Origin of the sequence: Dysgonomonas sp. HDW5B, from assembly GCF_011299335.1 — a bacterium.
Lineage (GTDB): Bacteria > Bacteroidota > Bacteroidia > Bacteroidales > Dysgonomonadaceae > Dysgonomonas_A.
This window is the reverse complement of record NZ_CP049858.1, coordinates 1720435-1739272: the sequence shown is the minus strand read 5'-3', so window position 1 is coordinate 1739272 and position 18838 is coordinate 1720435. Positions and strand designations below refer to the sequence as shown.

Genomic DNA, 18838 nt, shown 5'->3' with positions numbered 1-18838 from the left:
ATTTACTAAACTTCACAGATTATGAACGATCATTTAATCACCACTTTTGATTTTAATTCCGATGAATTAATTGAGTTATTCGATGAATTACCCTTTTGGGCTGCTCCTTTTGGTTTAAAACTACTCGAAAATGTAAGGATGAGAAAAAACAGTACTGTTCTTGATATCGGATTCGGAGCAGGTTTTCCACTTACCGAATTGGCTATGAGATTCGGTAAATCGAGTAAAGTATATGGAATAGATCCGTGGGGAGCAGCTATTAAAAGAGCTGAAAAGAAAATAGCTTTTTATGGAATCGACAATGTAGAAATTATCAGAGGTGTAGCCGAAAATATACCCCTTGGAGATAGATCGGTTGATTTAATAACGAGCAATAACGGATTAAATAACGTTTCGGATCTGAATAAAACACTGAGTGAATGTTCACGTATAATGAAGAGTGGGGGACAATTCATTCAAACCATGAATCTTAGTGAAACCATGATTGAGTTTTATGATATAATGGAAGAGGTGCTGAAAGAATGGGGCATGCAAACGGAAATAGATGTTATGCGGAATCACATTTATACGATGCGCAAACCTCTCGAAGAACTTGTAAGCTTGGTTGAACAAAACGGATTTTCGGTAAAAAAGGTCATAAAAGATCAATTTAATTATACTTTTGCCGATGGATCGACCATGTTACAGTATTATTTTATAAGACTTGCTTTTTTAGATAGCTGGAAAAATATTGTATCCGAAGATAAACAAGCTGAAATTTTCGAAATCATTGAAAATAAAATGAATAAGATAGCAGAAGATCAAGGTTTCTTTAAACTAAGCATACCTTTTGCTGTTATTGACAGTGAGAAAATTTAAGTTTACAAAACCATCATTAAATATTCTCTTTTACTTAATTTAAAATGTCCGGAAATAACCATAATAAAATAATAATAACCAAAGCCGATATTATCTGGAGCTATGTAGCCCAGTTTTTTAATATGGGAGCAGGTATTATTATTTTACCTGTTATTCTAAAAACACTTCCACAAGATGTTTTAGGCATATGGTATATTTTCCTCACTATCGGTACATTTGTCGCACTGCTCGATTTTGGCTTTCAGAGTGCCTTTACCCGTAATGTAGCTTATGCTTTTGGCGGTGCAACCACGCTGCTTAAAGAGGGAATCGACCCTTCGGCTCCTGTAATGGATCGACCTAATTATGCTTTGCTTAAAAGTATAATAAAAGGGATGAAACTTTTTTATGGAGCAGTATCACTTGTCATATTGGGTTTACTTACCGTTTTAGGATCAATTTATATTCTGCATATATCTTCATCTCTTAATAATTCGGACGATATACTCACTGCTTGGTTCATTTATGGGGTGGCGGTATCTATCGAGTTTTTTTATCTTTATTATAACTCTCTACTTTTAGGCAGAGGACTGATAAAGGAGAATAATATACTCATTATTATTACCAAATTGGTATATATTGCTGTGACTGTTATTGGTTTGATGTGCGGGTATGGTATTATTTCGGTTTCGATTGCCACATGTCTGTCAGTCATCGTAAATAGAATTTTTGCCCATCGTTTCTTTTTTAAAAACGGATTGAAAGCGCTGTTGAGAGAAAGCTCCTACTATTCACAAAACATACTCCCTATTATACGATACAATGCCTCTAAGGTGGGATTGGCCGAGTTGGCTATATTTTTTACCACACGGGGTAATATCTTTTTTGCTTCCCTGTTTCTTCCATTATCGGTGGTAGGTCAATACGGGTTAACCATGCAATTGATATTGTTTGTAAGCCGTATATCGCAACTTTACTTTCAGACACATATGCCTCTTTTTACTCAATTTCAGATTGAGAATCGAAAGAACGACATTCGCAAAATATTCAGCGAAAGTGTCTTTATTATGACTTTTACTTATCTTTCCGCTGCATTAATTATAGTGTTGTTTGGCAACCGTATTTTAGAACTCATTCATAGTCAAACCTATTTTTTACCCACACTTCCTTTGGTTCTATTATTTGTGGTTTATTATCTCGATGTCAATCATGTGCTGCCTTTATTACTTTTAACTACCAAAAACAGAATACCTTATCTGTATGCTTCGTTGTTTTCGGGATTTAGTATAGCCTTACTTTCGCCACTCTTTATGGGTGTTTTCCATTGGGGAATATATGGTATTATTTTGGCGACGGGTATGGTGCAATTAGTATATCACAACTGGAAATGGCCTTTGGTAGTATCAAGAGATTTAGGTGTGTCTTATCTGCAAATTTATAAAATAGGATATAATTCATTGTTGCAAAAATGTAGGAATATTTCAGGGCAATCTGCTTAATGCTTTTTAGCCTTTATACTCTTTCTGAATAATTTCCAGACAAATGGGAGATTGTATCTGATAAAAACAAAAAAGTTCATATACATATCATACAGATAAATATGCTTTTTCACATATAGCATTACTGCTATTTTATTCAATTGCTCATTGAGTGATTGCCGGCTATACGCCTTTAAACAATAAATATTTTCTCTGTTCCACTGCTCTTTTAGTATAGATATTCTTTCCGAAAAAGGTTTTTTCCACTGCGGACGATAAATAGTCCGTATTGCCCTGTAAAATAAAAAGCCATTATTAGCTTTCCAATAATAAACGCTGAGAATACTAAAATTAAATTTTTCAGTAAGTGTTTCTAATATTTCTTTTTCAGCATAATAAGCTTTTATTTCGGATTCATACGGATTATGAGAATAGGAGAGTGATACATCGGATGAATGAATTGTATAGTGATATCGAGCTTCCGAAACTGTACGCAACAATTGCATGTATTGCATGTAATTAAGAAAAAAGAGAAGATCTTCTATAAAATGGATATGCGTATCAAACCGTAAATTATGCTCATTTATCACATCCGTTTGATACAGTTTTGCAAAAGGATAACCATAACCCAAGATGCGTAATTGAAGAAAAGCACGAGCAAATTTTTCCCGATTATATTGTTTGTCAGGAAGTAAACATTTTATAGCCGATTCTATTTGCGTATCTTCAAAACAGCTTTGAATAACTATTTCTTTATCAGGGTTTTTGTTGGTTCTGAAAAAAGCCGATAGATATTCCTTTTCAACCCAATCATCGGCATCTACGAAGCAAATGTATTTTCCTCTTACATTCTCTAAACCCAGATTGCGTGCACTTGATACCCCGTTGTTTTGTTTATTAATTATTTTTATCCTGCTATCTTGTGCAGCATAATTTTCACAAATTGACAAACTAAAATCGTTACTGCCATCATTTATTATGATCAATTCAAAATCAAGAAATTCTTGGTTTAAAATGCTTTCAATACACTTCGATAGTGTCTTTTCAGCATTATAAACCGGAAGTATAACTGATATATGAGGAAGATTATCCATTATGATAGTCAGGTTTTAAACCTTTTATTGTTTTGGTAAATATAATAAATTATTACAGATGACCATTTATTAATAAATCTGAATATTTTACAAGCAATGGAACAAATAATAATTGTTTTTATAATTGTTTTCTATTGTTTTTGTTAAATGATTATTTGGTAGATAAGAGAATGAAAAATTAAATTTACTTTGTGATTCAAATTATGAAATGATTTAATACACAATATAATAGCTAATACTATTATTAAATATTATCTATTTGATATTGAATCTAATACACATAAACTATGAAGAATATTAGTAATTATCTTGTATTTTCAGCTTATAAACACACTCAATCATAAAATTTTAGAAACTATGAAACTCAAACATTTTTTATTAGGTATTGCTCTTATTGGTTGTTGCGGACTTTTTTTGACTTCTTGTGAAGATGAAATGGATTCGGGGCATACTGTAGGTGGTAAAGATCCGGATAGTATGAATAGATCTACCCAGAATGAAGTAAATGATACTATATTTATTACTACACCTATTTTTGAAAACGACTGATATCGTTTAGTCTATTTATAACCAAACTTTTTTGTGATGAGGACTTTAACAAACTTTCTACTACTGTTTTTTATATGTTTATTTTTTTCTTGTAAAAAAGATAATACCTCCATTGATTTATTAAAACAAGCTCAAAATATAGCTGAAAGCAACCCTGATTATGCTTTAACTCTTTTGGATTCTATTTCGAATCCTGAAAATATGGATAAGGATAATTATATGCAATATATTGTAATACAGGTACAAGCAAAACAAAGATCAAAACAAGATATTACAAACGATACTCTGATTTTTGAAGCACAGCGGTATTTTGATAAAAAAAATAATGCTGAACAAGCTGCATTGGCACACTATTTTGCGGGTAGAGTATACCGTGCTAAAAATATGTCCGATGAAGCCTTGGAGTCTTTTTTGCAGTCGGAACCATATGCAATACAATCTCATAACAATGTATTGGCAGGTAAAGGCGTGCATATTATGGGAAATTTGTATTATGAGCAAGGTATTACGGATACAGCTATTGTACTTTATAAAAAAGCTTTGAGTTATTATGAGAAAGAAAAAGATACAGATAAATATAAGATGCAAGTTGCAAATGAAATAGGTCGTGCTTATGATGAAATTAAAGATGTAGATAGTGCTTATGTTTATTTTCAGAAAGCTGAAAAATATGCTGATACACTGGGTGATAAGGAATTTAAAGTTGCTATATCGAATAATTTAGGATATATTTATTTTCGTATGAAAGATTATGATAAGTCTTTAAATTATCTAAATAATGTCCTAAAACAAACTTCAGATGCCAAAATTTATGCTAAAACATATCTTATTTTATCTGATTTATATAATGCTAAAAATCAGCCTGATTCAGCTAGGTATTACATTAATCTTTCAGAAAAAAGTTTAGCTGAAATAGGAGATAACCAAACTTTAAAAGTTTTATATAATTCTTTTGTTGATTATTGTAAACAAATAGGTGACTACAAACAAGCCTTATATTATAAAGAACTAGGAGATTCGATTAAAAATGTGATCACAAAAAATGAGCGTCCATTATCCCTTTTAGTTGCCGATAAAAATTTTCATTTGGATCAGAAAGATAAACAAGTCGATCAGTTACGTAAGTATGCATATCTATATCTCTTGGTTGGAATAGTTATTTGTATCATTTTATTAGTATTTGCAGCAAGTATATTCAAGATACATAAGAGAGATAAAGAAGAAATAAAATTTCAAGAAGAGAAGTATCGGAGAATAAAAGATCAATTGCTGGCGATGGCTGCCGAATATAAAGATATAGAAGCCGAAATAGCGGCTATATTAGATGATGAAGATGATTAATTAGTTATAGGAAAACAAATGGTTTGTATTAAAAAGGCTGTAGATTAATTAATCTACAGCCTTTTATTTTTATAGCAATAAAAAGTTCTGAGAACTGAAAAGGATGCACACTTATTTGAATACTTGTAAAAATTCGTCTTTATAACTTGGTGATATTTCTATTTCGGTATTATCATCCAGAACAACATATCCGCCCGAACCTTTATGATACGATTTTACAAAGTGGATATTTATAATATGCGATTTGTGAACCCGTATAAAAGGGTGGGGAAGTATCTCCGTAAAATGCTTCAGAAAACGGCATACCATCTTTTTACTTTTGTCGGATAAATAAATATCGGTAAAATTGCCATTGCCTTGGAGCCTGATTATATTCTCCATTTTGATGACTTCAAAACCTTCCAAAGTAGGTAGTATTACCTGTTGCTTTTCGGGTTTAGGTTCTCTGAAATTTTCTACAATAATTTTATTGCGGTTAAATATCTCGTTATTGATAATGTGCTTTTGTACTTTGTTGACTGCCAGAATAAGTTCTTCGATGCTTAAAGGTTTAAGCAGATAATAGGCTGCACTTTGGTTTAAGGCCCGAAGCGAGTATTCAGAAAAGGCGGTTACAAATATAGTTTCGAAATACAGGTCTTTACATTCGTCCAACACATCAAAAGCATTTCCGAAAGGCATCTCCACATCCAGAAAAACCAGTTGAGGTTGTAGTTCATGAAGTATCGAAATAGCCTCTTTGCTGTTGTGTGCTTCGCCTACGACTTCTATTTGCGGACAATATTTTGCCAAGTAGCTTTTGAGAGCTTCACGAGCTGCCGATTCGTCTTCTACTATTACACTTCTTATTTTTTGTAGCATATCTTTAAGTAAATAGTTCTGTAAACTTATTTTAAGGTTAGAGGAAAAGTTATGATAACAATAACCCCTGTTTCATTCTTTGTTTTTTCGCTGATGTCAATCGTTATTTTACTTTTATACAAGTTATTTAATAATCCGATACGTTCGAGTGTATTGTTCAAACCTCTTGATTGATGGATTTTCTGATGCTTTGTTTTAAGCTCCTTGCTCTTACTCAGTCCTATCCCGTTATCGTCTACAATGACTTGTAAATAGCCTTCGTGCTGTTTCACGGAGAGTATAAGTAGTCCGTTACTTTCTTTATACCTTAATCCGTGCCAAATAGCATTCTCAAGTTGAGGCTGTATAAGCATATTAGGAACCAGTATACTATCTGTATCCAAAGACTTATCTATCTGTATCTGGTATGAAAATTTATCTTGGAAACGCATATGTTCCAGATCCAGATATTCCTGCAATTGTTCTATTTCGGTAGCTAAGGTAATGAAATCCTTATTCGAATTCTCCATGATATTGCGCATCAGTTTAGAATACGAAGAGAGGTACTTATTAGCTTCCAATTCGTTATTTTGTGCAATAAAATGATTGATACTATTCAAACTATTGAAGATAAAATGAGGATTCATCTCGCGGCGTAACGATTGTAAAGCAATCTTTTTATTCTTTATTTTAATAGAATACAATGCTTTGATGGTGAAAATAAGAAATATAAGAATCAATACAATCAGAGCGATAAGGGCATAGTTCAGAATATTCTTTTTCTTTATAAGCTGTTCGTTCAAAGATCGTTCTCTCTCGAGTTGTTTTATTTTATCTTCGTTTAATTGCAGTAGACGGGCATCCATGAATGAGCTGTCTGCTTTAATTGTGGTTTCTAACCGATTCATAAAATCACCATATAATTCTAAGGCTTTTTGCGTATTCTTTTCTTTTTTGTACTGATTGATAAGTAGTTCAACACTTTTTTTAGCCTCCATAGTATGACCTTCCTCCATGGCTAAATGGTAAGCATCCTGCAATGACGAAATTCCCTGAGCTGTATCGTGTCCCTCAAAATAAGCATTCGATAACGATTGTAATTGTTCTACCTGAATCTTGGTATCTTGTGTTTTTTCAGCCTCTTTTACCAATTTTTTATTGATATCGATAACCTTGTCGTGCTTATTCTCGGCAGCATATATGTTGGCAATGTCTTTGTTTATCTTTATGATCTCTACAGGCTTTTTGGCATCCTTCAGAGCGTACTCGAGATTATTGATGGCTTCTACCTTATTATCCATTTCAAGATTCACCTCTGCCATTTGCTGATAAGCATTGGAACGATCCTCTGTATTGGCAGATTTCTCCAAAAGATTTATATTTCGTTGTATATAAGATGATTTTGCTTTCGGGTTCGAATTGTTTATCAATCGTTGGGCATCGTTTGTATTGATTGCCTGTTGAACCTTATCTTCCGATACTTTACCTGCCAGATTATAACTAGATATGGCCTCAGGTAGTTTGTTTTGTTGCTCCTGTACTTTTGCTATTTCCCGGTCTATATAGGCTATCTTTTCTTTGTTTTTCAGTTTCTCATATAACTTCTTAGCCCGATTAAGGTAATCTTCGGCTTTGGCATATTCTCCCTGAGCAATCTGTTCTTTTGCCGTCTTTTCGTATTCTAATGCTACCTTTTCGTCCGATTCGCCATCTTCCAACGATTTACTCAAGTCGAATATGGCTTTGCTTTGCGATTTACGCCCTTTGCTATCCTGAGCCTCAATTGAGCCTTGTGACAGTAAAAAAGTAATGACCAGGTATATTAAATATCTTGTATACATATATTTTGCACTATTTAGAATGTAAAGTAAATACTTTTAAAACAGTTACATTCTATATTTCACCTATTCAAACAGGCTGTTTACCCATTCTTGTCGATATTTTATTTTCCGAAGATATACATTTGAACCAGAAACACATAAATTAATTACGATATGAAAAAGTTATTATTGTCATGTTCAATGTTATTTTCCTTTGCTTTTATGGCATTAAGTTGTACACAGGCAGCTCCACGAAATATAGTGGAAGAGAAGGAAATTGCTGCACCCGTTAAATCTGCCAATGCTACAAAAATTCAGGTAGCCATTCTTTTAGATGTGTCGGGTAGTATGGATGGGTTGATCGAGCAAGCCAAATCGCGCTTATGGAATATTGTTAATACACTTACGACACTAAAGTATAGAGGAGAATCTCCACAGATAGAAATTGCCCTCTATGCCTATGGAACTGGTAATAGGTATGAAGGAGATTATATGTATCAGATAACCCCTTTGACAACCGATCTGGATTTGATCTCAGAAAAACTCTTTGCACTTAGAACGAGCGGTAGCGAAGAGTATTGCGGAACTGCCATAAGCCGAGCAACAAAAGAGTTGGAGTGGGGGAGTAACGAGTCGGATATGAAACTAATCTATATTGCAGGAAACGAAATATTTGAACAAGGCAGAATATCCTATAAAACATCTATACCTCAGGCTCTCAGAAAAGATATATACGTAAATACGATTCATTGTGGAGACCCCGAAACGGGCATACGTGATTTATGGAAAGATGCCTCAGTCAGAGGAAAAGGTAAATTCTTCAATATAGATTCGAATGCCAGAGTCCGTTACATAGAAACTCCTTACGATGATCGTATAAGTAGTTGCAATCAACAGTTGAATGATACTTATATCAGTTATGGACAATTAGGATATGAAAAACAGGCGAATCAGGTCACTCAAGATAGAAATGCAGCATCTATCTCTAAAGCTAATTCTGCCGAACGTATCGTAAGTAAATCAAAATCGGTGTACAAAAACAGTTCGTGGGATTTGGTCGATATGGTGAAAGATGATGGTGCAGCTTTGGATAAAATAAAAGAAGCAGAACTTCCTACAGAACTACAGGGCAAATCGAAAGATGAAATTAAACAGCTGGTTACTCAAAAAGAAAAAGAAAGGAATGATATTCAAAAGGAAATAGCCGATTTAGCCAAGAAGCGTCAGGAATATATTGATAACCAATCTCAAAACGATCCGGATGGTGAAGATTTAGGGAAAGCGATAAGCGAATCTCTTCTGGCATTTGCCAAAGTAAAAGGGTACACTGTCGAGAATTAAGGTCTCAAACCTATTTATTATAAAAGAGTCAGAGGATAAGCATTATTCTTTGGCTCTTTTTACATGAATCCGGGTTTCTTAAGCAAGGTATAGAAACGAAGGTAAGACGATCGTATATCTTTGGTATTTATATTTATATAATTACTGAAAGCCGAGAATATACCCAAGCCTAGAGGAATGGTCATAAAAGATTGTGCCACATAATCGAGTTCGATATCTGATCTTATCTCACCCGTTCTCATAGCCAGTTGAATAATGTTTCTCCATCCGTTAAACTCTTTTTCGGATAATACATTCACTTGCTCCGTAAAATCTTTGCAGTGTTCGGATGCCTGAAAGATGAATTTGAAAAAATAAAAATCAGTAAGTTTAAAAGAAGTTACCTCTTTCAGCAGGTTAATATGGCTCTGACGGCATTTAATAGAAGCATATATCATATTCTGTAACGAAGATTTTTCATCTTCCTGAATCATAGAATAACTCGAAAAGGCAGGCATTAAATACTCATTCACCACTTCTTCGAAAATCTCTTCCTTACTTTTGAAGTGATGATAAATAGCTCCCCGCGAAACCCCGGAGGCATTTTGTATTTTTTGCATAGAAACGGAACTGTAACTTTCGGTGAGGAATAAATTAAATGCGTTTTCCAGTATTTTTTTCTTCGAGGGATTCATTTATCAATTATTATTAAGGTCTCAGACCTATTAATGCTTATTTGGGAAATAAGTATACTTTGTTATGCCTCTATGGCATAGCATCAAATGTTATTGCTTATTAAGTTACAAAAAGTATTTAATGTCGTATTTTAAAGTTATAACTACCAATGGGTGTTATACTTGTATGGACAATAAATAGCTCTGAGACTTTAATATAGTGTGTCAACATTACAAAAATAAGAATTATTCGATAACAATACCGCATATGTTAACGAAAAATGATATTTGGGATATGAAAATCGAAGTATTGGGTTGGATAATACCCTTTAGGATACCCTAATTGTTTTGTATAAGTACTGAAAAGTGGAGAAATATACTTTGTAACCTGTCGGGATGAGACGACTCGAACGTCCGACCTCCACGTCCCGAACGTGGCGCGCTACCAACTGTGCTACATCCCGAAATATTGCCTTACAAAAATAAATGAATTCTTGTTTTTAAGCAATATTTCTTTTTGCTTTCTCTATGTAATCATGTATATAATATCTACAGATTTAATCTTTTTCTATGTAATTATCTTCTTATATTTGTATTTTTATATTCACAATAAAAATGATTAATAAGGAATTTAATTCAGTATTAGAATTATTGCAAGCTTTTCCTGATGAGCAAGCTTGTATTGAGCATTTAGAAATTTTACGTTGGAATGGTAGGGTTATAAGTCCCTTTGATCCAAGTTCCAAGGTCTACAGATGTAAAAATAATAGGTATCGTTGTAAGAATACGGGTAAATATTTTAATGTAAAAACAAATACTCTATTTGATAATAGTAAAGTTGATCTTCAAAAATGGTTCTTAGCAATTTGGTTGGCGACTTATAATAACAAGAATATTTCTTCTCTCGCATTAGCTAAAGATATAGGTGTTACCCAAAAAACCGCATGGTCTATGCTTCAACGGATTAGAACTTATTTGTTATAGCCGAAAATAAGTATGGAACTAATAAAATGCAGATTTGTGGATGTATAGGAACAGTAAAAAGATTAGATTTAATTTTTTATTATTAATATTGGCAATATTTACTTTATAGAGATTAATATATGGAGAATGAATTAGATAATCAGTCGCAATTTTTGTTTTATCAAGGTAATGATGGAACAACAAAAATACAAGTAATATTTGGAGACGAAACTGTATGGGCTACACAAAAATCTATGTCTGAGATATTTGATGTTGAAATAAATACGATTAATTATCATATAAAAAATATTTTTGAATCAAAAGAATTAAAAGAAAGTTCAACTATTCGAAAAATTCGAACAGTTCAAACTGAAGGACAAAGAAATGTTAGTCGAGAAATTGAGTTTTATAACTTAGATGTTATAATATCAGTTGGTTATCGAGTAAGTTCGTACAAAGCCACTCAATTCAGAATTTGGGCAACAAGTGTATTAAAAGAATACTTGGTTAAGGGATTTGCACTCGATGATGATCGCTTAAAACAAGGAAAGGAAGCCTTCGGAAAAGATTACTTCGATGAATTACTTGAGCGGATTAGGGAAATCCGATCCTCGGAAAGACGTTTTTATCAAAAAATTACCGATATATACGCACAATGTAGTATTGATTATGATCCAAATTCGACTATAACACATGAATTTTATGCGACAGTGCAAAATAAGTTACATTTTGCAATCCATAATAATACTGCAGCTGAGTTAGTGAAGAAAAGAGCGGACTCTAGAAAGCCTAATATGGGATTGACTTCATGGAAAAATGAGAAAAAAGGGGGTAAAATTTTAAAAAGCGATGTTTCTAATGCTAAGAATTATTTGTATGCAGAAGAATTAGATAGTTTAAACAGGGTAGTTTCAATGTATTTGGATTTTGCCGAAAATTTAGCCAAAAGGCAAAAAGTAATGAAGATGGTTGATTGGGTTGCACGCTTAGACGCTTTCCTTGGATTTAATGAGTATAACATTCTTGATAATGCCGGTAAAATTTCTGCGAAGTTAGCAAAACAAATCGCAGAAGAAGAGTATCAAAAATTTAGAATTACTCAAGACCAAGAATATATCTCTGATTTTGACAAAATAGTTGATGAAATAAAAACAACTAATAAGTTACCTAAAACTAAAAAAGATTTTGGATTTAGTATTAAGGATGCATTAGGAGGTAAAACTATGTCAGAATTTAATGAGCAACTAAATAAAGCATTAAATAAAAATCCACAGAATAGGAATAAAGACAGTCAAGACGAGAACTTCAATATTCAAGATTAAATTTAGTTTCGAACTCTTATTTTTTTTCAGTAGAAGAACAAAGTTTGTCTATAAATAGTACCCCTTGCAGATGGTCAAATTCGTGCTGAAATATAATACCCGTAAAATCACTTTCGCGTGAATATCCCTCCAATCTTTCTTGAACCAGATTTCCGTTTTCGTCAGTATATTCCACATCAACCCAAGGATAACGGATAGAATTTCCACTGATGCCCGGTATAGATAGGCAACCGTCGCGTTCGAAGCATATGGTTTCTTCCGGGTGATTTACTATTTTGGGATTAATGGCTACTATTACCGGATAATTTGCCTTATCGATACGGGTAAATAAGAATATGTTTCTACCTATACCAACCTGAGGTGCAGCAATGCCAACCCCCGATTCGGCCGCCATAGTTGCCTTAAGTCGATCTATTAATAACTGAAGATCTTCCGACTCGTTTATATTTTCAATATCAGAACATTTTTGTCTCAGAAAGATAGAATCTTGTTGGTCTGTAACCTTCAGTACTCTAAATGGAGTTTCTGTCGTTCCGCTATTTATCAAATCTTTCTCGTCTTGGGTAAATTGTGCCATACTTTTTACTGAAAAGAGAGTTAAAACTATTAGTAATACTAAAGAGAGTTTCATATACTATATTTTAAGTAAAAAATACTTGATATTGCTCTTTAAATTGATGTTTATATAATTACTGTTCCTTTGCCTTTTCCTATTTCAGAAGCTTTGGTGATGACTACCTCACTGACTCCTTTTTCTATTGATTTAAAAGCATTTTCGAGCTTAGGAAGCATTCCTCCCTGAATAATACCCTCTTGTACATATTTCTGATAGCTGGCCTTATCTAGTTGAGGAATAACACTGTCATCGTCATGTTCATTCATCAATACCCCTTTCTTTTCGAAACAGTATACCAGACTTACATCATAATATTGAGACATTGCCTGAGCCGTTTCCGCAGCCATAGTATCGGCATTGGTATTTAGCATATTACCTTGTCCGTCATGTGAAAGCGGAGCTATAATGGGTACAATATTCTGGTCAATCAAAAGTTTTAAAACATCGCCTTTTACCTTTTTTACATCGCCTACAAAGCCATAATCAATTTCTTTAACAGGGCGTTTATCCGATCTTATAATATCCATATCGGCACCTGTTAATCCCAAAGCGTTTACACCCAGAGATTGTAATCCGGCAACAATATTTTTATTCACAAGTCCGCCGTATACCATCGTAACTACTTGCAATGTTTCGCTGTCGGTAATACGTCTGCCGTCTACCATTTTACTTTCTATACCCAAGCGTTCGGCTATTTTGGTGGCTGATCTGCCTCCGCCATGTACCAGTATTTTAAAACTGTCTATTTTTGAGAAATCGTGTAGCAATTGTTTTAAAGAGTCTTCTTCTTCAACAATTTTACCTCCTACTTTTATGATTGTAAGCTTATTTAATGGCATATATGTATATTGTAAATGTATCTAATTAAGTAAAATAGGTATCAGTTTATTATCTTCTGATATTTACCATATTGGTTTTGGGAAGTAATCCATCCAGAGCTTCAAAATAATCTAAAGTTCTTTTGATTCCTGCTTTTGTTTCGTCACTTATAGTAAAAGAACTGCCGTTGCTTAATATTACTTTGGCATTTTTAGAATTACTAAGAGCTTGCAGGAATTTATAGTCCTTATTTTTCACATCATTATCATACCAACTAAATGACGATCCTTCGACAAATCTATTATCAGAACCTTGTGACCGGTTAGCTTTGTAGGTAAACGATTCACCGTCAATAGTATATTTATAAGCGCTTTCGCCTCCATATTGAATACGCATTCTTAGATTTTTTGCCACATCATCAGGTGCCTGAAAATAGACATATATACCTGTCTGATCTGCCGATAATGCATTTTTGATCTGAATCCATTCTCCGTCTTTGGTGAAATATTGATCTAAAGACTCTTTTGATGGTATATTTTCTGTTGTTGTATCCTGCTTTTCTTCTACTATAGAAACAGTATCCTTGTTATCAGAACCGGCTTTTGATACCTCTTTAGTTGGTGCACTATTGCATGCAAAACCTGTGGATAGTATAGCCAGTGAGATAATAATCTTTTTCATATTGAGATATTTATTATCTGCAAATATAATAAGTTGGTTTGTAATTTTAACGTCTCAAGTCTTTTTATTGCCTTGGCATGTGAAGTAAATAGCCTGTTGTATTTACACAAAAATAGCCACAAGATGCCCTATTGAATACTTTTTGTCATTAAAACAAAAAAGAGACCTCTTCACAGGGATCTCTTTTCCAGGAAAATCAAAAAGTAATTATCAAAATACCTGTTGCATTAAAAATACATAGTACAGGTAAATTTGCAATTTGTATCGTTATTTGTATTTATACGTTATTGGATACTCTTTGGTTTCATCATTGAAATCGAAAACTTTAATGATAAAATGGATAGAGTCTCTATTCTCTGTTTGAAAAGGTCGCAAATCAAAAGCAACATAATTTTTAGTACCGTATCTTTGTGGATCACCATTAGCGTTGTGTCTGAATTCTAATGCAATCGTACCATTAGGAGTAGTGGTTACTTTATCCAGTTTATTTCTTACCAGATTGATAACATGTATTTTTTCTCCTCCAGTATTGTATCCGAAATGAATATTAAGAAAATGGTCGCCTGTCCATAAATCAAGAATTTTGATGGGATCTTTACCTATTTCTTTCTCATTTTCAGAAGTCAGATCAATTACCTCTTTGGTTAATATATCCTGTATCGCATTTATTTTTATAGCATGATCGTATACACCTGTTTTATCGGATAGTAACGTATAGTTTACGATTACCCTTTTGTTAAACTGAGGTTTGTAATACGAGTCGGATGCTACCGGTAATAAAGTACTGCCATTGTCTAATGTTAAATAGAAAGTACCCGAAGTGCTGTCTATTGCATTTACAGTAGCTATATCCAGCCTGTAGTTTCCAAGGCTATAACCGTCATCATTATTACATGAATTGAATGTGAAAATTGCGATCAAGCTAATTACCAAAATTAGGCTGTATCTTATTTTTTTCATTGTAAAACTCCTCCTCTTTTTATTCTTTATATTTTAGATGCAGAAGTTTCTCAATTGTTGCACTTATAGAATGTGAAAAACATATAAAATTTGTTTTTAATGATTTATATTTGCAGACCAAATAGACAATAGATAATTATCTTTTATTTTAATAAACATGCGTACAATTTTCTTTTTTTCGTTTTTGTTCTTTTTTTCAACAATGCTTGATGCACAAAACAATTACAAGCAGGGTTATTTGATTACCAATGAAAATGATACAATCAGAGGCTTAATAAATTTAAGAACAGATAAAAAGAATGCTAAATCTTGTGACTTTAAAGAGACAGAGGCTGATAATAGTAAAATATATTTTCCGGGAGAAATTGCAGGCTATAGATTTATAGATGAAGGACGTTATTATGTGACTAAAGATATAAAAATAGACAGTATTCCACGTAAAGTATTTATAGAATACCTACTTCAGGGAACGATGAATTTATATTTTTATGCAGATGATTTGGAATATTATTTTTTCGAGGATGAAAAAGGTAAGCAGACGTATATTACAAAGAAGCCGGATGACAAAACAACGGATCGAGGAGATGAGAAATATAAAGGTATTATGTTCTATTTATTTAAGGATACTTATCCGGTAGCCCAAGAAGCATATAAAACTCCATTTAATCGTGAGTCAATAAAAAAACTTACCAAAAAATATCACGAAGAGATGTGTACCAATGGAGAGCAATGTATTGAATTTGAAGCAAAAAAAGAAAAAAAGTTTATAGCTCTTAAGTATTCAATATATGCAGGTTTAGGTTTTCAGAGCTATTCATTTTATGATGAAAGATTGGCACTTATAAATCCATTCAAGTATATTTCGCCAACTATTGGAGGACAAGTCAATTTTTATCTTCCCCAGTCATCCGAATCTTTTAGTTTATTAGTTGATCTTTCATTATCTAGTGTAAAAGCAGATGAAGAAAAAAGCTATAAGAGTAATGAAGGATATACTTCTAAAGTGAAATTCAATTTTGATGCGTTGACTTTCGTCGCAAGATTGGGAATGAAGTATACCTACCCCAAAGGAAAATATAGGCCTACAGTTGAGGGAGGGGCAACTCTATCTTCTTTGTTTAGTAAATCAAGTACTTATTATTATGAAACAACAGTACAAGTAACTCCATTTGAAAAGAATAATTATATTTTGCCTGAAACTTCTTTTTTGGGTTATTATGCAGCCCTAGGACTTGATATGAGTGTGAATAAGAAACAATTTGTTTTTGTCCGTGTTGTATATGATAATGCAAAAAGAAACGGTGATCAATTGAAAACCATTCAAGTGAGATTAGGCTACACTTTCTAAATTCTTATAGAGAATAAGATAATACAATCATATGTTTAGCCTGAATGCCATTTTCAAAAATAGGCTGATGGTAATTATCTGTAAAGAAGTTTTTTCTCAATTCAAAAATCTCAAATCCGCATTTCTGATAAAACAACAATTGGTATATACTGCTATTGGCGGTACCAATTGTTATTTGTTTAAATCCCATTGATATGGCAGTTTCTTTTGCATGATCCAATAATAATGTGCCTACGCCTTTTCTCTGAACATTTTCCGCGACAGCAATGTTTTTAATCTCAATAGTGAGTTCATCAACAGGTAGAAGGGCATAGGTAGCTATCAAAATGTCGTCTAAGTATGCACCGTATATAACCGATTCCATAATGTAACTATTGATCTGATTATAAGATGGATCAGCAAGAAGAAATAATTCGAAAGCATCTTCTTTATAACTGGTAAGAACTTTTATAACTAGGTCATTCATAAAGTTATATTAAAATAAGGTGAGATAGATTAAATGTTTATTTTTGTATAGTTACGAATTTTATTACAAAAAGGCACAAAAATTATGTTTGATAATGATAAAAAAGCGTTTGTGGCGATTTCGGGAGATAAAGAAATAATCTTAAACTCTAAAATGGCTAATCGTCATGGTTTAATAACGGGTGCAACCGGTACAGGAAAAACTGTGACGCTGCAAAATCTGGCCGAAACTTTCAGTAAAATGGGAGTTCCTGTCTTTGCTGCCGATATTAAAGGCGATTTGTCAGGAGTGGCTAAATCGGGAGGAAATAAAGAAAGTGTGGTAAAGAGGGTAGAGTCGTACCACTTGAATGATAAAGGATTTGAATTTCAGGAATCCCCTGTTCAGTTTTGGGATGTATTCGGACAACAGGGTGTGCCTGTTCGTGCTACTGTAGCCGATATGGGAGCACTTTTATTCAGTCGCTTATTGGCTCTCAATGATACACAAAGTGCAGTCTTATCTATCATTTTTAAGGTAGCAAAGGACGAATCTCTGGAATTAATTGACTTGAAAGATTTACAAAAGATAATAGAGTATGTTGGCAACAATAGTAATTCGTTTACTACCAATTACGGAAATATATCTACAGCCAGTATAGGAGCTATTCAGAGAGGTTTGCTTCAATTGGAGCAAGACGGTGCCGATCACTTTTTCGGTGAACCTAACCTTAATCTGGATGACCTGATTCAAACCAATGGCAATAAAGGTATTATTAATATACTTGCAGCAGATAAGCTGATGAATTCGCCCAAGGTATATTCGACTTTTCTGTTGTGGATGATGACCAAATTATTTGACGTGCTTCCCGAAGTAGGAGATCCCGAAAAACCCAAGCTGGTTTTCTTTTTTGATGAGGCACATTTGCTTTTCAGTGATGCACCCAAAGCATTAGTCGATAAAGTGGAACAAGTAGTGAGGCTGATTCGCTCTAAAGGGGTAGGGGTCTACTTTGTAACCCAGAGTCCAGCTGATATACCCGATTCAGTATTGGCTCAATTGGGAAATCGTATTCAACATGCTTTGAGAGCATATACACCTAAAGATCAGAAAGCACTGAAGGTCGCAGCCCAAAGTTTCCGTGCTAATCCTGCTTTCGATACAGAGAAAGCTATTTCGGAATTGGAAACGGGCGAAGCTCTCGTTTCGTTTCTGGATGAAAAAGGCGCTCCACAACCTGTTGAAAGGTCTTATATTTTACCTCCTGAAGGACAGATAGGACCTATTACCGCAGATGAACGGAAATTGATGATAGAAGGCTCTTTATTATATCGCCATTATGGAGAAGGTGTAGATAGAGAATCTGCCTATGAAATTTTGATGGCTCGTCTGAATAGTATTCAACAAGAAAAAGACAATGCAGAGCAGGCAAAAACAGATGAAAAAGCACGCAAAGAGCAAGAAAAACAGGAACGAGCTCAGGAGAAAGCCGATCAGCAAGCATCTAAGCAACGTACTAAATTCTGGGGTGCGATAGCAACCACATTTCTGATTCCTGTTGCCCGCGAATTAGCGAAGTCGTTATTTAAAGGAAAAAAGAAATAGAGTATAAATAAGTAAAAGAAAATATGTAATGATATATTTTTGTTGGTAGGGGCAGGCCTATGTGTTTGTCCGAAATAGGAGAACACACAGGTTTACCCCCTAAAGCCAAAGCAATAAATAGTTCGA

17 protein-coding genes, 1 tRNA gene and 1 pseudogene are annotated in these 18838 nt (G+C 33.6%); 9 read left to right on the top strand and 10 right to left on the bottom strand.

All coding sequences use genetic code 11. The features are described from left to right. Positions 1-21 precede the first annotated feature (21 nt). Both G7051_RS07080 and wzx read left to right on the top strand, forming a co-directional pair. A complete protein-coding gene (locus G7051_RS07080) occupies positions 22-858 on the top strand; it encodes a class I SAM-dependent methyltransferase (RefSeq protein ID WP_166199200.1) in 837 nt (278 codons plus the stop codon). Between the two features lie 44 nt (positions 859-902). Then, positions 903-2336 carry an O-unit flippase-like protein gene (gene wzx / locus G7051_RS07075; RefSeq protein WP_166199199.1) on the top strand — a complete coding sequence of 478 codons (1434 nt, stop codon included), beginning with the start codon at positions 903-905 and terminating at the stop codon, positions 2334-2336. Here the strand turns inward: wzx and G7051_RS07070 are convergent. Beyond that, on the bottom strand, positions 2333-3409 hold the full coding sequence (locus G7051_RS07070; RefSeq protein WP_166199198.1) for a glycosyltransferase family 2 protein: 1077 nt from the start codon (positions 3407-3409) through the stop codon (positions 2333-2335). The genes wzx and G7051_RS07070 overlap by 4 nt on opposite strands. 357 nt (positions 3410-3766) lie before the next feature. On the opposite strand from G7051_RS07070, the gene G7051_RS07065 reads away from it, so the two are divergent. Together G7051_RS07065 and G7051_RS07060 are read left to right on the top strand one after the other, a co-directional pair. Continuing rightward, a complete protein-coding gene (locus tag G7051_RS07065; RefSeq protein WP_166199197.1) occupies positions 3767-3958 on the top strand; it encodes a hypothetical protein in 192 nt (63 codons plus the stop codon). Positions 3959-3994: 36 nt separating this feature from the next. Further along, positions 3995-5299: a lipopolysaccharide assembly protein LapB gene (locus tag G7051_RS07060; protein ID WP_166199196.1), complete on the top strand. Its 1305-nt coding sequence runs from the start codon at positions 3995-3997 to the stop codon at positions 5297-5299. A 111-nt stretch (positions 5300-5410) separates the two neighbouring features. Here the strand turns inward: G7051_RS07060 and G7051_RS07055 are convergent, their stop codons facing one another. Both G7051_RS07055 and G7051_RS07050 read right to left on the bottom strand, forming a co-directional pair. Further along, positions 5411-6160 (bottom strand): LytTR family DNA-binding domain-containing protein, encoded by a 750-nt coding sequence (locus tag G7051_RS07055; protein ID WP_166199195.1) that lies wholly within the window; start codon positions 6158-6160, stop codon positions 5411-5413. A gap of 26 nt (positions 6161-6186) precedes the next feature. After that, positions 6187-7980 carry a histidine kinase gene (locus G7051_RS07050; RefSeq protein ID WP_166199194.1) on the bottom strand — a complete coding sequence of 598 codons (1794 nt, stop codon included), beginning with the start codon at positions 7978-7980 and terminating at the stop codon, positions 6187-6189. A gap of 153 nt (positions 7981-8133) precedes the next feature. Between G7051_RS07050 and G7051_RS07045 the strand changes: the two genes are divergently transcribed. Beyond that, positions 8134-9300 carry a VWA domain-containing protein gene (locus G7051_RS07045; protein WP_166199193.1) on the top strand — a complete coding sequence of 389 codons (1167 nt, stop codon included), beginning with the start codon at positions 8134-8136 and terminating at the stop codon, positions 9298-9300. Between the two features lie 59 nt (positions 9301-9359). Here the strand turns inward: G7051_RS07045 and G7051_RS07040 are convergent, their stop codons facing one another. Then, a complete protein-coding gene (locus G7051_RS07040; RefSeq protein WP_166113019.1) occupies positions 9360-9974 on the bottom strand; it encodes a TetR/AcrR family transcriptional regulator in 615 nt (204 codons plus the stop codon). Between the two features lie 370 nt (positions 9975-10344). Further along, positions 10345-10417 (bottom strand) — tRNA-Pro (locus G7051_RS07035). A gap of 151 nt (positions 10418-10568) precedes the next feature. Between G7051_RS07035 and G7051_RS07030 the strand changes: the two are divergent. Together G7051_RS07030 and G7051_RS07025 are read left to right on the top strand one after the other, a co-directional pair. Then, positions 10569-10934 (top strand): annotated as a pseudogene (locus tag G7051_RS07030) (IS1595 family transposase); the annotation flags it as partial. 122 nt (positions 10935-11056) lie between these two features. After that, complete coding sequence (locus G7051_RS07025; RefSeq protein ID WP_166199191.1) at positions 11057-12238, top strand: virulence RhuM family protein; 1182 nt, start codon at positions 11057-11059, stop codon at positions 12236-12238. 16 nt (positions 12239-12254) lie between these two features. Here the strand turns inward: G7051_RS07025 and def are convergent, their stop codons facing one another. The 4 genes from def to G7051_RS07005 form a co-directional block, all read right to left on the bottom strand. Then, a complete protein-coding gene (gene def, locus G7051_RS07020; RefSeq protein WP_166199190.1) occupies positions 12255-12869 on the bottom strand; it encodes a peptide deformylase in 615 nt (204 codons plus the stop codon). 50 nt (positions 12870-12919) lie between these two features. Then, positions 12920-13693 carry an acetylglutamate kinase gene (argB, locus tag G7051_RS07015; protein WP_166199189.1) on the bottom strand — a complete coding sequence of 258 codons (774 nt, stop codon included), beginning with the start codon at positions 13691-13693 and terminating at the stop codon, positions 12920-12922. Positions 13694-13742: 49 nt separating this feature from the next. Continuing rightward, positions 13743-14354, bottom strand: a complete 612-nt coding sequence (locus G7051_RS07010; protein ID WP_166199188.1) for a hypothetical protein — start codon at positions 14352-14354, stop codon at positions 13743-13745. Positions 14355-14621: 267 nt separating this feature from the next. Beyond that, a complete protein-coding gene (locus G7051_RS07005; RefSeq protein WP_166199187.1) occupies positions 14622-15314 on the bottom strand; it encodes a NigD-like protein in 693 nt (230 codons plus the stop codon). A 157-nt stretch (positions 15315-15471) separates the two neighbouring features. Here G7051_RS07005 and G7051_RS07000 point away from each other — a divergent pair, with 157 nt between their 5' ends. Then, the gene (locus G7051_RS07000; protein ID WP_166199186.1) at positions 15472-16662 is read left to right on the top strand and encodes a hypothetical protein; all 1191 of its coding nucleotides are present in this window, start codon (positions 15472-15474) and stop codon (positions 16660-16662) included. A 4-nt stretch (positions 16663-16666) separates the two neighbouring features. Here the strand turns inward: G7051_RS07000 and G7051_RS06995 are convergent, their stop codons facing one another. Next, on the bottom strand, positions 16667-17128 hold the full coding sequence (locus tag G7051_RS06995) for a GNAT family N-acetyltransferase (protein ID WP_166113001.1): 462 nt from the start codon (positions 17126-17128) through the stop codon (positions 16667-16669). Between the two features lie 84 nt (positions 17129-17212). Between G7051_RS06995 and G7051_RS06990 the strand changes: the two genes are divergently transcribed. Further along, positions 17213-18712: a helicase HerA-like domain-containing protein gene (locus G7051_RS06990; protein ID WP_166199185.1), complete on the top strand. Its 1500-nt coding sequence runs from the start codon at positions 17213-17215 to the stop codon at positions 18710-18712. Positions 18713-18838 lie beyond the last annotated feature (126 nt).

Excerpts from the sequence above, each read along its gene's own strand:
- G7051_RS07010 (WP_166199188.1), bottom strand. The coding sequence starts at position 14,354 with ATGAAAAAGATTATTATCTCACTGGCTATACTATCCACAGGTTTTGCA.
- wzx (WP_166199199.1), top strand. The coding sequence starts at position 903 with ATGTCCGGAAATAACCATAATAAAATAATAATAACCAAAGCCGATATT.
- G7051_RS07000 (WP_166199186.1), top strand. The coding sequence starts at position 15,472 with ATGCGTACAATTTTCTTTTTTTCGTTTTTGTTCTTTTTTTCAACAATG.
- G7051_RS07065 (WP_166199197.1), top strand. The coding sequence starts at position 3,767 with ATGAAACTCAAACATTTTTTATTAGGTATTGCTCTTATTGGTTGTTGC.
- G7051_RS06995 (WP_166113001.1), bottom strand. The coding sequence starts at position 17,128 with ATGAATGACCTAGTTATAAAAGTTCTTACCAGTTATAAAGAAGATGCT.
- G7051_RS07005 (WP_166199187.1), bottom strand. The coding sequence starts at position 15,314 with ATGAAAAAAATAAGATACAGCCTAATTTTGGTAATTAGCTTGATCGCA.
- def (WP_166199190.1), bottom strand. The coding sequence starts at position 12,869 with ATGAAACTCTCTTTAGTATTACTAATAGTTTTAACTCTCTTTTCAGTA.
- G7051_RS07025 (WP_166199191.1), top strand. The coding sequence starts at position 11,057 with ATGGAGAATGAATTAGATAATCAGTCGCAATTTTTGTTTTATCAAGGT.
- G7051_RS07070 (WP_166199198.1), bottom strand. The coding sequence starts at position 3,409 with ATGGATAATCTTCCTCATATATCAGTTATACTTCCGGTTTATAATGCT.
- G7051_RS07045 (WP_166199193.1), top strand. The coding sequence starts at position 8,134 with ATGAAAAAGTTATTATTGTCATGTTCAATGTTATTTTCCTTTGCTTTT.
- G7051_RS06990 (WP_166199185.1), top strand. The coding sequence starts at position 17,213 with ATGTTTGATAATGATAAAAAAGCGTTTGTGGCGATTTCGGGAGATAAA.
- argB (WP_166199189.1), bottom strand. The coding sequence starts at position 13,693 with ATGCCATTAAATAAGCTTACAATCATAAAAGTAGGAGGTAAAATTGTT.
- G7051_RS07050 (WP_166199194.1), bottom strand. The coding sequence starts at position 7,980 with ATGTATACAAGATATTTAATATACCTGGTCATTACTTTTTTACTGTCA.
- G7051_RS07040 (WP_166113019.1), bottom strand. The coding sequence starts at position 9,974 with ATGAATCCCTCGAAGAAAAAAATACTGGAAAACGCATTTAATTTATTC.
- G7051_RS07060 (WP_166199196.1), top strand. The coding sequence starts at position 3,995 with ATGAGGACTTTAACAAACTTTCTACTACTGTTTTTTATATGTTTATTT.
- G7051_RS07055 (WP_166199195.1), bottom strand. The coding sequence starts at position 6,160 with ATGCTACAAAAAATAAGAAGTGTAATAGTAGAAGACGAATCGGCAGCT.
- G7051_RS07080 (WP_166199200.1), top strand. The coding sequence starts at position 22 with ATGAACGATCATTTAATCACCACTTTTGATTTTAATTCCGATGAATTA.